At 66.2% G+C, this 14,176-nt stretch carries 10 protein-coding genes; 4 read left to right on the forward strand and 6 right to left on the reverse strand.

Annotated elements, in window-relative coordinates:
- The first annotated feature begins 133 nt into the window (after nt 1-133).
- The 4 genes from ACH35V_RS23410 to ACH35V_RS23425 are packed head-to-tail and all read left to right on the forward strand — an operon-like array spanning nt 134 to nt 3,217.
- Nucleotides 134-559 (forward strand): hypothetical protein, encoded by a 426-nt coding sequence (locus tag ACH35V_RS23410; protein WP_395975098.1) that lies wholly within the window; start codon nt 134-136, stop codon nt 557-559.
- On the forward strand, nt 549-1,742 hold the full coding sequence (locus ACH35V_RS23415; RefSeq protein ID WP_395975099.1) for a hypothetical protein: 1,194 nt from the start codon (nt 549-551) through the stop codon (nt 1,740-1,742). The genes ACH35V_RS23410 and ACH35V_RS23415 overlap by 11 nt, the downstream gene beginning before the upstream one ends.
- Nucleotides 1,742-2,338, forward strand: a complete 597-nt coding sequence (locus ACH35V_RS23420; RefSeq protein WP_395975100.1) for a hypothetical protein — start codon at nt 1,742-1,744, stop codon at nt 2,336-2,338. The genes ACH35V_RS23415 and ACH35V_RS23420 overlap by 1 nt, the downstream gene beginning before the upstream one ends.
- A 42-nt stretch (nt 2,339-2,380) precedes the next feature.
- A complete protein-coding gene (locus tag ACH35V_RS23425; RefSeq protein WP_395975101.1) occupies nt 2,381-3,217 on the forward strand; it encodes a hypothetical protein in 837 nt (278 codons plus the stop codon).
- Nucleotides 3,218-3,232: 15 nt separating this feature from the next.
- Here the strand turns inward: ACH35V_RS23425 and ACH35V_RS23430 are convergent, their stop codons facing one another.
- The 6 genes from ACH35V_RS23430 to ACH35V_RS23455 form a co-directional block, all read right to left on the reverse strand.
- Nucleotides 3,233-3,748 (reverse strand): DUF4352 domain-containing protein, encoded by a 516-nt coding sequence (locus ACH35V_RS23430; RefSeq protein WP_395975102.1) that lies wholly within the window; start codon nt 3,746-3,748, stop codon nt 3,233-3,235.
- Between the two features lie 287 nt (nt 3,749-4,035).
- Nucleotides 4,036-8,094, reverse strand: coding sequence for an Eco57I restriction-modification methylase domain-containing protein (locus tag ACH35V_RS23435; protein WP_395975103.1), 4,059 nt, complete (start codon nt 8,092-8,094; stop codon nt 4,036-4,038).
- A gap of 306 nt (nt 8,095-8,400) precedes the next feature.
- Nucleotides 8,401-8,676, reverse strand: coding sequence for a hypothetical protein (locus tag ACH35V_RS23440; RefSeq protein WP_395975104.1), 276 nt, complete (start codon nt 8,674-8,676; stop codon nt 8,401-8,403).
- 25 nt (nt 8,677-8,701) lie between these two features.
- Nucleotides 8,702-11,338, reverse strand: a complete 2,637-nt coding sequence (locus ACH35V_RS23445; RefSeq protein WP_395975144.1) for an RHS repeat-associated core domain-containing protein — start codon at nt 11,336-11,338, stop codon at nt 8,702-8,704.
- A complete protein-coding gene (locus ACH35V_RS23450) occupies nt 11,221-12,555 on the reverse strand; it encodes a DUF6531 domain-containing protein (RefSeq protein WP_395975105.1) in 1,335 nt (444 codons plus the stop codon). Before ACH35V_RS23450 ends, ACH35V_RS23445 begins: the two co-directional genes overlap by 118 nt.
- A 969-nt stretch (nt 12,556-13,524) precedes the next feature.
- Complete coding sequence (locus ACH35V_RS23455; protein WP_395975106.1) at nt 13,525-13,680, reverse strand: hypothetical protein; 156 nt, start codon at nt 13,678-13,680, stop codon at nt 13,525-13,527.
- Nucleotides 13,681-14,176: the final 496 nt, after the last annotated feature.

Raw genomic sequence — 14,176 nt, forward strand, 5'->3', positions numbered from 1 at the left:
TGAGATGCCTGACAGTGACGTGCGGATACGCGATTCCCTGGAAGATCAAGGTTTTCTGACCCATAATGAGGCCTTAATCAGGGACGTCAATCAGGGACGTCGGGCGATGCGACCGGCAGGAAAGGTGTGCGTCATGGATCCCGCGCTGGCCGGGCTCGCGGGCGCGGCCGGGACCGCTCTGGTAGAGGCCATGGCCACCGACTTCTGGAAAACCGCGAAAAGGCGCCTCACGCGGATCGTCAGCCGTGGCGCACCGGCGGCGGAAGAGGATCTCACCCGGCGGCTGGAAGAGTCGGCTAGCAGGCTGGGCCGGCAGTCCCCGCCGGAGCAGACGGTCATGGCGGCCGAACAGGCTGAGTGGACGGCCCTGCTGACGGCCTTCCTCGCCCGGCATGTCGAGGCCGCCGCCGAACTGCAGGACTTCGTCGTCCAGGTCCGAGCGTCCCTTCCGGACCAGGAGCCCGTCCACGTCGTGCAGCACATCACGGCCGAGCGGAACGCGTTCATCGCGGGCAGGGACCAGCACATCTCCCTGTCCCTGGACGACGATGGCCGCTGAGCTCGAGCGTCCGGCTCCCGCACAGCACGTGTGGGCCCGCCGCGACGCTTTTGTGGCCGCGCGCGACATCTACGTCACCGCGGTCTTGGGAAAGGCACCCGCCGCGCAAGGTTTCGCTACCAACGGACCGATCCCCCAGAGGGACCGCCCCCTTTTCGTCCAGTACACCAACCCGGAGATTCTGGCCTGCTACGGAGCGCGGGTCGAAGGCGAGCACGCGGGCCTGGTCCTGACCCAGGCGCTGGACGCGACCCGCCTGGCCCTCCTTCTCACCGAGCGGCACCTTCTCATCCCGGCCTCCTACATCTTCGAGATCCCGTGGTACCGGATCTTCCTCGGCTGCCTGGAGCCGCTGGTGCGCACCGGAGCCGTCCGGTACACCTCGCCGGTCCCCGACCTGGCCGACTACCGGGAAATGAAGGTCCACGAATACAGGAGCGACCCGCTCAACCCCTACCGGCACGGCGGGCTGCGCGGAATCTGCGCCGATCCCGATTTCCTGTGGGCGCCCCGCCACGGCGGAGGAACGGCGGCCGGAATCGGCGACCAATGGCGGACGGCGCTCCAGCCCGGTGGTGATCTGCACGCCCTCGCACGCGGAACCGCACACAGATGGCAACGCCCCCGGGCCCGCGCCGAGCGGCTGCTCACGAAATTGCCCGAGCGGCTGGAGGGCCAAGCCTTCATCGGACGGTTCGTGGAGCAAGCACTGCCGATCCCACTGACACCGGCCGAAAGAACCAGGCTCGCGTTCTTCCTGTCCCGCGCCTATCTCCGAAGTTACCTCCTGGACATGGACGCGGCCGTCCTCGTCGACCTGCCATTAGGGGACCTGGCCTGCGGCCTCACCCCGCGGACGAGCGGAATGGACGGCCGCCTGCTCTCGGCACGCCGCCTCGACTCCGCGCTCCAATGGCTGGAAGTGCGCGATTTCGTCCGCCGCATAGCCCGCTGGGAGGAGCTGCTGCGGCTGCGGTCCCTGCCGGAATTCGGGCTGGTCATCGATCGCGCCTATGCCGCACCCGCCCCGGACGCCTTGCGCGTCGCCACGCTCGAAGCCCGCAGATCGGCACGGTTCCGTCCCGCCGAAACCTATGCGGAGGCGAGGTCCAACATCCTCGCCGTCGCCGACCTGCTGACCGATTCGACCCGCACCCGCCTACCATTACGGGGAGACGACTGATGGCGATATCCGTGTACTGCTCCGGCTCGATCACGAAGGGCGCCGCGGACGAGAAGAAGCTCTGCTGGTCGGACGTCGAACGGCGGGAGGTCGCCAAGGGCGCGCAGCCCGCGGAAGTGGTCTTCCTCAACCCCGACGACCCGATCACCGACCCGTCCAACACGCTCGGCCAGTTCGGCCGCGACATGTACCAGGTCATGGTCGCGACGGCGGTGATCGTGGACGCCCGCGAAAGGCGCGGAATAGGCATCGGAGTGGAGATGACCGCCGCCGCCCTACTCGGCACCCCCATCATCGTCGTGGCCCCGAGGAATTCCAGGTACCGGGCCGATGAACTCGAATACCGCGGCGTGCTCGTCCACGACTACGTGCACCCTCATGTCGCCGCACTCGCAACGGCGGTCGCCGACGACTTCCTTTCCGCGGGCGAGTTGCTCCCCGAACTGGCCCCGCAGAAGGCCCGCACCGCCCATCACATGCCCGGCTGGCTCGACAAGGCCATCACCGAATACCGCGACAAACTCCTCCCCGGCGATCCCCCCATGCTCGCGGCCTTGAAGCGACTGAACCGACGCCCATACGCCGAAAGCAGATGAGAGGTGATTACGGCTTCGGGTCGCAGCCTCGCGGAGGACGTCGTGGACGTCCGTCCACGCCTCTTCCTCGTCCACAACACCGCCCTGGAAGACCTGCTCTTCGACCGCAACCTCACCGGCGTCGAGTTCCGCCGGGCGTGCCTTCGCTCCAGCCGCCATTTCATCGCCCACCTGGCGGACGAGTTCACGCCCGGCGACACCGCGGAGCTGATGATCCTCAGCAAGGGGCTCGTCTACCAGCTCGGCGAGGCGACGGCGGCGGAGACGGGCCACAACCTTCCCGCGAACCTGATCGCCACATCACGCACCGCCGTCTCCGGCGGCGACGCCAGCATCGAGGTGCAGTACGCCTGCCTTGAAGCGCCCGCTGGAACCCTGCTCATCGGCGACACCGTCGCTTCCGGAGCCACGATCACCGCCGCGCTCCGCTGCTATACCGACAGCCATTCCGTCCGCCGGGTCTACGTCCTTTCCTACGCCGGGACGCTTTCCGGCGCGACCAGGATCACGGAATTCTGCGCACGACACGGAATCGAGGTGACCTTCCTCTACGGCCTGGCCGCGTTCGGACTCGGCGACAACGGCTTCGACCTGTCCTTTCTCCACCCGAAGACCATCACCCGAACCGCCTACGCCGACCGGGCCCGCGAGCAGTTCTCCGGAAGGCCGGTGTCAGCGGTCGGCTGGGACTTCGGCTCCCAATGCATGGCCCCGCACAAGTACCGCCGCCTGAGCTGGCTGGAGGCCCGCATCTGGGGTCTGACGGACGCGGAATGCTTCGCCGCCGCCGAAGAACCCCGCGAGATGTCGGACCTGGCACACGAGCGAGCAGCCTACGAACACGCCCTCCAAAACCTCACCGCCCCAACAGACCCTTGAACGGCGAGGCGGTACCTACTTGAGGTCGACACGGACACCGTTCGAGAAGGCCGAGTCGTGTAGCTCGATCGCGGTGGGCTTCACCTTCCGCGGGACATCGAAAATGACGACACCACTGACCTTGTTGCCGGGATTGATCTGCTCGTACAGCGACTGGGATGACGGCAAGTAGGCAGCGGCCTCGTCGTCCGCACTGTAGGTGTTCCCGGAGGCCAGAAGCTTCTGGTCGGAGCCGAGGAAGCCCTGGGCCTCCGTGGCGTGATTGGTCACCTTCACGTCGACCATGACGAACTTGCCCTGAGGCTCCCGGCCGACGAACTCGTCACCGATGCTTTCCGTGCGGGTCGAGACGTCCGTGACGACGAACGTGAACTTGCCGTCCTTGGCCGCCTCGCCCATCTTGGCCGCCACCGGCGACTTCTCGGCCGGGTCTTCGTTCGACGGCTCGGACGCGGTGTCGACTGGCCCGCAGGCGCCGGTGAGCGCCGCGATCAGAGCGACTCCCGCCACGGTGATCCTGCTTGTATGCATGCCCGTTTCCCCCCGTGTGGATCAGAAATCTCGTCCACCCTTGGGGAAGGTGTCGCGCTCGGCACCTTCTCCGGAAGCCGGAGCGGTGGACGCGCACCCCCAGTCTGTGACCAGCCACGCTCACGGCTCGCCCATGCGAAGGGCCATATCCGGCAAAGAACGCTCGAAAAGGGTTTACCGCGTCACATGCCCCGCGGGGGCGCAGAGGTCCACCCCGAAGCCAGCATTGGCGTCAGGCTGGCTGGGGTTGTCAAGGGCCCGCCTTTGCGGCGTCGGACTGTGGTGCTCTAGAAGAGGCCGTCCGATTGAGCCTGCGTGGTACCGGCCCTCTTGCCCTTTGCAAGCTTCTTGTCGTGCAGGCCGGCGGCGACCTCGGCCGCGTACCGCTCGTGGTTCAGCTCAAGCAGCCGATCCACCAACTCCCGCTGGACGGCCGGTCCCACGGTGTACCGCATCTCGCGTCCGCGGTGGTGCCCGTGGTCGAGTTGCAGGATCAGATCGTCCCACCCATAAGCCCGGCACACCGCCTCGTCGATCTGCTCATGTATCTGCCGAAGCTGCACGATGTCCAAGTCGTTGCACCCGGGGTCGTGCACCATGTTGTACGTCTTCGTCAGCCCCGCCTGCCGCGCGAGCATGAGCTCCCGCCGGAACCGATCAAGCCGATCCCCGAACACCCGCATCTCAGACGTCATCCCCGGCAGTGGCAACGTCTCGAACACATCCGACGGCGTATACCGCACCCGGGTCTCCAGTGTCGATGCCCGCGAAAGCGTCCACAGGTAGTGCGGCGAACTGCTCAGCAGAGCCAGCATTGCTGTGTCGTCTGTCGCGAACACACCGAGCATGTGCGAGAACACCTGCCCAGTCGGGACTAAGGCAGGCATTACGACTCTGCTGACCTTGGTCAGGACGATGACACGCTGCAGCTTAGAGATTGCTTGCACCATCGCGGCTCGTTTGTCCGCGTACTGCCAGTACCGCTGTGGGAGTGGCCTTCTCAGTACGTAGCTCCCGTCAGGTCTGAGCCTTTGCCGCTCCGGCTTGACCTCTTCCTGAACTATCTTGAAGGGCCACTCATAGCACCTCGCCTGACCTTCGGTTCGGTCAAAGAAATTGATAACCCAGCGACTCGCCGAGAAATCAGGGCGAGAGTTCAAGTCCTGTCCGGTGAGATAAGGGCGGATCACCTCCACATTATTTGCATCAGCCGCTATTACACGAGCAGCCAACCCGGTATCCAGCACGAATCCCATCCCGGTAATTTTCGCCCCCTCAAAACAAACGCCTTGATTGGCGACCAAGCGGCAAACTCCTCCAGCACTCCCTATCTGAGGTTCAAGAGAAGGGGAAATGCCGCGGACGACGATATCGTCAGAGATGCAATGAGCCTCTTCGCCTAACGGGGTTCTGGATGTCCACACCACACAGTATTCGAGCGCGGCACTCTTCGCCGGCCATGGCTTCGACCTGATCGACTTACGAATCGTGACACCACTAGCAACAAGCCTCTCCAGGCCGACTTCGCGTGTATCGCCCTGCGCCAAGGTATTGGTTGCGACTATCGCGACTTGTCCAGCGGAGCCGATTAAGGCGTGTGACCGCAAAACAAAGTAAGCAACCAAGTCGCATCGACCTCCCGCCCGCACGCTATTAGCAATGGTAACCACCATTGCCTCTCGGTATGAGGTCCCAAGAACGCCGGTTATCTTGGTGCCTCCAAGGAAGGGTGGGTTGCCGATGATGGCGTCGAAGCCGCCTCTTTCGAAGACCTCGGGGAACACGAGTGGCCAATGGATGGGACGGCGCTCGAAGGCTCCGTCCGGCAGGTCCGTGCGCAGCCACATGGCAAGCTGGTCGCGGACGGCGAGCTCGGCCGTATCGTCGCCGGACATGACCTTCAGCGCGGCGGCCACGGCCTGCTTGGAGCCGACGTCCAGGCCGGTCGCGCCTCTGCCGGCGTAAGCGAGAGCGGCACCCGTGGTGAGGTCGGCGAGCAGGCGGCCGCGTTTCGTGTCCTGCTCGGCCTCATTGAGCATGGCGCGCTTGTCGTCCAGCTTGCCGAGGTCGGTACCTTCAATCTCGACAAGTCGGCGACGCTTCTCGGCGACGCGGACGACAAGTTCGCGGATTCCCACCGTCAGATCGAAGAGGGCGCCCTCATCCTCGTGGAGGCTCCGGCCGCCTTCCGCGTCCATGTGCATGACTTCAAGGTGGTCAAGGGACGTGATGCCCAGCAGCGAGTCGCCGACGATGAGGCGATCGTCCAGGAAGGCGAATGGCCGGTCCGGGCAGACGAGCCAAAGGGAGAGCTTGGCGATGTCCACCGCCATCTCGTTGATGTCCGCGCCGTAGAGGCAGTGTTCGATGATCTGACGGCGTGCCTCGACGACGACCGGGTCGGCATCGGCATCAAAGCTCGAGGTAGTGGTCTCAGCGTGGTAGCTGCGGACGCGTTCATCGCCCTCCCGGATCCAGGCGGTGACCAGATGATTGGCAAGGTAACGGCAGGCAGCCACCAGGAATGCGCCTGAACCCATCGCGATGTCGGCGACCTTCAATGAGAGGATCTCGTCCGACGATATAGGCGTCCACTCTCTGCTGTCCGCAGTTTGCAACGGACCAGGAGAATAGACAAGCGGTTCCAGGGCACCTTCGACGACCTCCTTCGCAAGAGAGCTGGGCGTGTAGTGAGCACCCGTTCTCCGACGGAGGGACGAGTCGGTGACGTACAGCGAGTCGGTCAGGATGACCATTGGCAGGTCGCGCAGATCCCGACGGATGAGGCCAAAGAAGGGCAGGAGGCGTTCAGCCAGTTCATAGTCGCCCCAGGTGACCGCCAGGAGTTTGCGCCGCGCCTCCTTTGCCGCAGCACGTGAGAGAGGCACGAGCCGTCTCTCCAGCCCTTTGGAAGATCCGATACGGGAGTGCTTGTAGTCCTCGGCGAGTCTCGCGGCCAAGGACGGGACATCGGCGCATGAGCTGACCAACTCTTCAAGAGTGCTGAGTGCTACTTCTACTTCGCAACCGGATTTCCCGATGAGACCGACGTATGTTTGCTCCGCGTAAAATGCATCGTGAGATAGCAGCCCCTCGTAAACATAGCCGATTTCTTCCACAGCCAATGTCCGGAACGACAACTTGCGACGCTCACGTGACTTCCCGGCGCCGATCTGCACATACTGAACCGCCTGGAGCATGTGCAGGACGGTGCGGTCATCTATGGTGTTCGGGAGCCATTGGTAGCGCTCGGCATCAAAGATGGAGCCGTCATGGCCCGGGATCGGCATATCGGGGTGGTCGATACCGTAATACACCGCGTTGAACAGAGCGAGAAGGCGGGACCAGCCGGCATGGGTGTGCTCCAAATCCTCCTCGCTGCCGTCCCGGACCCGCTGTTCGAGTTCGCTGCACAGCAGTCCGGCAGAGTAGGCCGCCCTATACAGGGGCTTGTCCGCGGGCAGCAGTCCGCATTCCTCGGCGCAGAGAAGAAAGATGATGCGCATCATGACGGCGACGGTGCCGCGGTAGACCTCGTGAGCGGGCACGTCGCCGATCCCGGTGCCGCCCCGGGCGACGTCGGCGGAATGGGCGCGGCCGATGGCGGCGACCAGCAACTCCACGGCATGACGAACCTGGACACCGAGGGCCTCGGTGATGTCCTCCTGGTTGTCCAGGCTGGCCCGGAGTAGCTGCACCAGGGTTTCGTCATCAGGGACGCCGAAGAACCGGGTCCGGCCGAGAATCGACACGAACGCGCGTACGACGTCACGCTCAGCGGCCTCGTGCCAATTGACTGAATCGAAAACAGCAGCGGTGGTGGCACCGCCACGCGGCGCCCAGACGAGCGCCCACCAGCGTCCATCGCTGGCCAGGCCGAGTTGGACCCCGTGATGTCGGCACAACTGGGCGAGCCGGTCGACTGGGGTCGCGGGCCACTGGGAGCCTTTGAGCCGCCGGTTCGGATGCCCGTCGCAGATGAGGCCGAGCAGGTGGACGCTCTTCGCATCCGCGTCGGCCCTCGCCCCCGGCTCCCGGAGGGCGAAGGAGGGAGTCACCGTGGTGTCGTATGTGGGGACTTCCATGGCCAGGCCGTCGGCCTCGGGGCTGAAGCGGACGAGGTCGCCCCACCCGAGGAGTTCGGTCAGGATGTAGTCGATCCATGGCTGTTCGGCAAAGGCGGAATGCTCCAGGCGGAGACGTTCGCGCGTCGGCCTGTCGAGCGTCTCCAGGACCGGCCAGGACCGGCGGAGAACCGGGAGGCTGAGGAACGGCCCCGAGACGTCGATGAGGCCCAGCCATTCCGTGTGGTCGACGCCTTCCTTGTGCCTGGTTAACCGGGCCATTCAAGGGCACCTCCCACCTCGCCATGACTAAGGTGACCACCAGCGGGAAGGGGCGGCTCGTGGCCATATCCCCGGGATGGCCGACCTGCCCACCTTCATAGCTCAGCCGAACACCCGGCAGAACGACGCCGATGGCGCATGTGCCCTACTCACGATGCATGAGACGGCAATTTCGGCGTGGGAAAAGCCGGGGCGTGCGATGGCACCAGCGGGCGGGGTGGAGCGCGGGCCTCCGCATGGGAGGACCCTGTCATGGGCCTGTCGTCAGGACCGCGGTATCTGGCGTAAGCCGGGGCGGTTTTGGGCTTAGGTTTGGGTGGGCTTGTCGGTTGTTCGGCCCAAGAGTATGGAGCCTTCGGGGAGGTCGCCTGCCGGGTCTCCGGTTAGTTGGAGTTTGCCGGTTGAGCCGGGGCTGAGGAGGTCGATTTCGCGTTGGAAGAGCCAGATGCGCTGCACTGTCAGATCGGCGGGGCGTTCCTTGCCGCTGGTGTCTCGTATCGCGTGCAGTTTGACGCCCGGCCATAGAGTTCCCTGCAAGGCGCGCACGATGACGAGAAAGGTGCCTTCGCCGTCGGTCTCCACGGGTGCGGAGATCTGCAGCTCTATCTCATGATCCACAAGAACCCGCCCTGTCCATGAAGTCCTGGATTTCGTCCGGCGAGAGTTTCGGAGTCGTTTCCAGAATCCGGTTGAGGTCGCCGGTGGTCATGTTGGGCGGAATATCGTATCCCATGTCGGAGAGGATGGATCGGGCGCGGGCGGCCGGGATGGTCTGGTTGGCGCGGTCGGCGAGGTCGGTAGCCTGGATGCCGAGGCCCATCTCGGCTTCTCTCGGGATGTAGCCGGGGCCGAGTTTCTCCACGTCCTGGAGGTTGCCGGGGCGGTGGATCTGCACGACGCCCTCGCCGCCGTGCTCGCTTGCCGACTGCGTGGCGAAGATCGTCGCGACGCCGGGGTCGGACGTGACGGACGCGACTCCCGCCTTTTGCATGTTCTCGCCGCCGGGCCATCCCTGGGTCGTCCCGCGGAAATAGGGAGGGTCGGTGTCGGTGAGGCCCGAAGGGTCGATTCTGCGGACCGGGTTACTCACGTAGGCGTAGGGGTTGGCGCCGCCGAGCAGGCCGATCGGGTCGCTGTTCAGATAGCGGCCGGTCGTGGAGTCGTAATAGCGGTGAAGGTTGTAGTCCAGCCCGGTCTCTTCGTCGCGGTATTGGCCGGGGAACCGGAACGGGCAGTCCGACGTGTGCTGGGAGGCTCCCCACAGGTCGGCCTTGGACGACTGGGTCAGCTTCCCATTCGCCTGCACCAGTTCCCGGGGCGAGCCGACGAGATCGGTGATGATGGCGTGGAACTCTTCGTCATATGTCTGCTGCGAATCGCTCCAGGTTTTGCGGGTCTGCGTCGTGGGCCGGAATGATCCCGGGTCGTGGGTCCATGTCCTGACCTGCCGGTGGCCGTGGCGGGACGAGTCCTCTTCGACCAGCGTCGTCCCGTCCCAGGTGAAGTCGACCCGTTCGACGAGCTGTCCCGAGCCGTACCGCCGCTTGCTGACGCGGCGTCCGAACGGGTCGTAGAAGTACTGCCAGGTATCGCCGGAAGGCGTGCTGACCGAGACGAGGCGATCGTCGGCGTCCCAGCCGTAGCGCCAGCTGTCGCGGCGGCCGGACAGCGTCCTGACGTGGCGCGTGATGACGCGCCCCTGCTCGTCGTACTCGAACGACGTCCGTCCCGAGTGGATGAGCCGGGGGCCGGTGAACGTCCGATCGGCCGGGAGGCCGCCGGCCGAGCCGCCGTCCGGTGTGCCGTCACGGGGGCCGTCCGGGATGCGCGAGTCTGCCCCCTGGACGGGGCTTCCGGCGGCGTCGTAGGCGTATCGCTCGGTCCATCCGTGACCCTGGACGCCCGTCACCCGTCCGGCCGAGTCGAGCTCGAAGGACTGCGGGCCGTTCAGGCGGTCCTTGATGGCGGTGACGTTCCCGTCCGCCCGGTAGCCGTAGGCCCGGTGCTGCAGAAGCTGCGGTTCGGCCGTGGGCGCCAGCGCCCACAGGGCCTGGTCGACGAGCTGGTGATCGGCGTCCCACCGCTGGTCCACGACCACGCCGGTGCCGATGGCGCGCCGCACCTCTCGTCCGGCCGCGTCGTAGGTGAACCGGAGGGCCTGACCGCCGGTGTGCAGTTCGGCGAGCCGGCCCCCGGAGTCGTAGTTCCACGACGACTCCGCCCCGGACGGAGTGCGGCGGCGCACGCGGCGTCCGAGCGCGTCATAGGCCGCGTTCAGCACGCGGCCGTTGCATTCCTGTGCGGTGACGCGGCCGTTCGCGTCGTAGCTCAGCCGCAGGTCGACGCCCGGCCCGGACGAGTGGCTCAGCCTTCCCGCCGGATCGTAGGCGTACGTGGTGACCGCGTCCCCTGCCCGCTGCTCGACGACCTTGCCGAGCGGATCGCGGAGGTACTGCGTGATCTCGCCGGCCCCGTTGCGGCGGGAGACGAGCCGCCCTGAGGCGTCGTGCTCGTAACGCACGGCGCGGCCGTTGAAGTCCGCTTCCTGGACGAGCCTGCCCCCGGCGTCGTACTCGTAGTGCCAGACGAGGCCCTGCGGATTGGTGACCGAGACGAGGCGGAGCTCGGGATCGTACGCCAGCTCCAACCGGGACCCGTCGGCGCCGAACTGGACCGATGGAATGCCGAAGGGGCCGTACTCGGTGCGCGTCTGCCGCCCTGTCGCGTCGGTGTAGGCGACGAGGTCGCCGTTCGCGTCGTACCGCCAGCGCTCGACGGCGCCGGAGGGCAGCGTCCGGGAGAGGGGCTTGCCCGCGATCGTCCACTCGAAGCGGACCGTGCCGCCGACCGCGTCGGTCGCGGCCGTGATGCGGCCCAGGGCGTCGCGCTGGTAGCGGGAGGCATTGCCGAGCTGGTCGGTGACGGCCAGCGGCAGACCGGCGCCGTCCACCTCGAACCTAGTGACGTCGCCCAGCGGGTCGGTCACCGTGACCAGGTGTCCGCGCTCGTTGTAGCCGTACGTCGTCGTCGCGCCGAGCGGGTCCGTGCGGCTGACGAGGTTGCCCCGCTCGTCCCACGCCTGGTGCCAGACGGCGCCGTCCGGCCCGGTGATCTGGACCGGCTTGTTCAGCTCGTTGTAGACGGCGGCGGTACGGCGTTCCGAGGCCCGGCCGATGGACGTGATGTTGCCGACTTCGTCATAACTGAATCGTGTGGTGTGGCCGAGCGGATCGGTGTGCGACAGAACCCGGTTGTGGCGGTCGCGCTCAAGCGGCTGGTGTTCCCGAGCGGATCGGTCTGCGCGATCAGCTGGTACGCGTCGTTGAACTCGTAGGTGGTGCTGTGCCCCAGCGAGTCGGTCTGGACGGTACGCCTGATGCCCGCGGCGTCAGGCTCGCCGAAGCGGATGCGGGTGTTGAGATGCCCACTGGTTCCGGCCCCGGCGACGGCGCGACCGCGGTCGTCGTAGGTGTAGTCGTAGCCGTGACCGGCGCGGTCCCGCCACGAGGTCAAGCGGTGCTCGTCGTCGTAGAAGAACCGCAGCGGCCGTCCGGACTCGTTGACGACCTCGGCCAGATCACCCTTGGCGTCGTAGCCGTACCGCATCAGGATGACGCCGTCCGCCGAACCGCCCGCGTCCTGGACGAGCAGGCGAAGCGCACTGACCCGCCATTCACCGGCACCGCCCACCGGACTCTGGAACGGGACGGTGTCGACGGCGATCCGATAGTCGCCCGAATGCCTCACCTGGGTGAGGGCGCCGCCCTCGTCGTACACCAGGTCGATCCGGTTGCCGTTCCGGTCGGTGATCGCGGCCAGCGGGAGCCGGGACCAGCCGGTCTGCTCACCAGGAGCCCGGAAGTGCAGCGTGCGCCCGCTGCGTCCGTCGGTGAGGGTGTAGCCGCCGTCACCGGTCATCGCCAGGTGCCGGTGCTGCGCGCCCTCGACCGGAAGGGTGACGACACGCGGAATGTTGACCAGCGGGAATCGCACCACCATCCCGTCGGACGCGACGTAGGCGATCCCGGTGGCCTCCAGTTCGAGGTACTGGTCCAGCGTCGAGGCCCACGAGGTGCCGAAGAGCCGCCCACGCCGATGGCTGGACAGGTGCGTCCGCTCGACGACCAGCGGCAGCACACCCGCGAGCCGGACGTCCGTCTGGGCGAAGAGCACCTCACCCGTGGCGAGGTCGATCGGGTCCTGGGTGGTGGTCTTGTCTCCGGTGTCGCGCGACTCTTTCTGGGTCGTGTCCTTGTCCGGCTTGCCGTCGCCGGGCTTGCCGTCACCGGGTTTGCCGTCGCCGGGCTTGCCGTTCCCCGAAGGCTTGCCGTTGCCGGGCTTACCACCGCCGCCGCCGTTGCCGCCGCGGCGCTTGGGCGTGGGAAACGCGTCCCCGGCCATCTTGTGGAAGACGCCCTTGCCCGCACCTGCAAGCTTGGGCGAGCCCTTACGTTTTCCCACCGTGGAGCGCTCCGATCCCCTGGTCGGCGTGCATGTCGACCGCCCTTGCGGCACCGGCTGAATGATCACGCCCGGCGCAGAAGCCGACGCCGCTCTTCCCCGTATGAACCGCCGCGCGCGCCACCCGTTCCCGCCGCATCATCTGCTCGAAATCGGCCCCCGCGAACGCAGCCAACCCCGCCCTTCCAGCAGTGCACATAAGGGATAAATTCACCGGGAATCTATCACCCAGCGCGTACAGCACCACAGACGAGGAACCCGACAGAACACGACACATGCAACGCGCAAACAGCCCACCCGCGCAGCCCAGAACGTCGCCCAGCGATGGCGGCGGAAGCCCGCACAGGCTACCCCCCGAGGACGCCGGGCGCGGGCCGAGCTCACGGACGAGCCGGACTCGCGGACAGGCCGGAATCGCGGACAGGCCGGCCACCCTGATCCAAGAACAGACACCCAGCGTCACGCCACAACGTCGGTCTCATGCTCGTCACCGGCGAGCCTTACGCACGTCCCGCCCATCACAAGAAGGGCACCAAACCCCGCCGCCAAGCTTGAAACGATCACGCTCAGCAGCCGCCCTCGCGCGATCGGCCCGGCAGACTGGAGTGGGCCGGCGGTGCCTGTCCCGGGTCTGGCACGGCGACCTGCAATGTGTTGTGATAGCCGCGGACCGGGAAGCTGAAGCGGCGCACTACACGAGCAGGAAGCCAGGAGAGTACAAGCCGACTTATACGCAGGGGCCAAGGCACAAGTACGGTCGCGCGTCCACCTCGTCGCAGTCGTCGGACGTCTTCCAAAAGGTCACCAGTTGGCTGCGCAAATTGTTCAGTTAGCCTCGAAGTTTCGTGGCGTCGGTTGGGCCGGGTAGTGGCCCGACCGACGTGTTTGAGAAGTGGGTGTATTTGCCGTCGGGCTGACACCAGCGCCATTGCCGGACTTTTCGTAGCCGAGGTCCGCCCGTTATGTAGGTCAGCGTTCGTTTCTGACTGCGCGGCTGCGGGCACGGTTTCTTGCGATATTCCGTGTCTTTTTAGTGCTGCCCGTTTCGGCAAGCATGGCGAGTACAGGCAGAGATGTTGATTTAGTGGCGATCAGGCGTTGCATCCAGTCCGTGATGCTTGCCATCTCAGCAGCATCTGGATTATGACCGGTCAAGACGGTCAGGTAGATCGTCCAGTCATGGATACGACGGTGCAGGTACCTGCGATAGGCATCCGTCGTGAACCGATCTATCTCCGGTAGCAGCCCGTCCGCCCACTGTCGGAAATCAGGAGACCGATCACGCTGACATAGCGAGGGTGCGAACGGTCGCCGGGCCTCGTCGCGGCCGAGGCGGCGGGCGACGGGGGGCGGCCAGGCCGAGGGGGCCGGGCGGGCGGCGGGCCCCACAACGCGGGTGGTTCGGTGGGGGCGGTGACGTGGCCGGACGTCCGGGGAGCGTCGCGGACGGATGGGGCCGATGGTGCGGGTGCGTCCCGGACGGTTACGAATTCGGGGGATGTTCGGCATTTGACGTGTTGTTCGGCGGTGCGTCCGGCCCCGGTGGACGAAGAACAAGGCCGACCGCCCGCCGCGTCACGGAATCGTGTGATTGATTTCTGCGCATTGGTCGGGAGAGGTG

Origin of the sequence: Actinomadura sp. 1N219 (genome assembly GCF_044326405.1) — a bacterium.
Lineage (GTDB): Bacteria > Actinomycetota > Actinomycetes > Streptosporangiales > Streptosporangiaceae > Spirillospora.

Coding starts and splice junctions, on each gene's coding strand:
- ACH35V_RS23455 (WP_395975106.1), bottom strand. CDS start 13,680: ATGGCAAGCATCACGGACTGGATGCAACGCCTGATCGCCACTAAATCA.
- ACH35V_RS23435 (WP_395975103.1), bottom strand. CDS start 8,094: ATGGCCCGGTTAACCAGGCACAAGGAAGGCGTCGACCACACGGAATGG.
- ACH35V_RS23430 (WP_395975102.1), bottom strand. CDS start 3,748: ATGCATACAAGCAGGATCACCGTGGCGGGAGTCGCTCTGATCGCGGCG.
- ACH35V_RS23410 (WP_395975098.1), top strand. CDS start 134: ATGGATCCCGCGCTGGCCGGGCTCGCGGGCGCGGCCGGGACCGCTCTG.
- ACH35V_RS23420 (WP_395975100.1), top strand. CDS start 1,742: ATGGCGATATCCGTGTACTGCTCCGGCTCGATCACGAAGGGCGCCGCG.
- ACH35V_RS23415 (WP_395975099.1), top strand. CDS start 549: ATGGCCGCTGAGCTCGAGCGTCCGGCTCCCGCACAGCACGTGTGGGCC.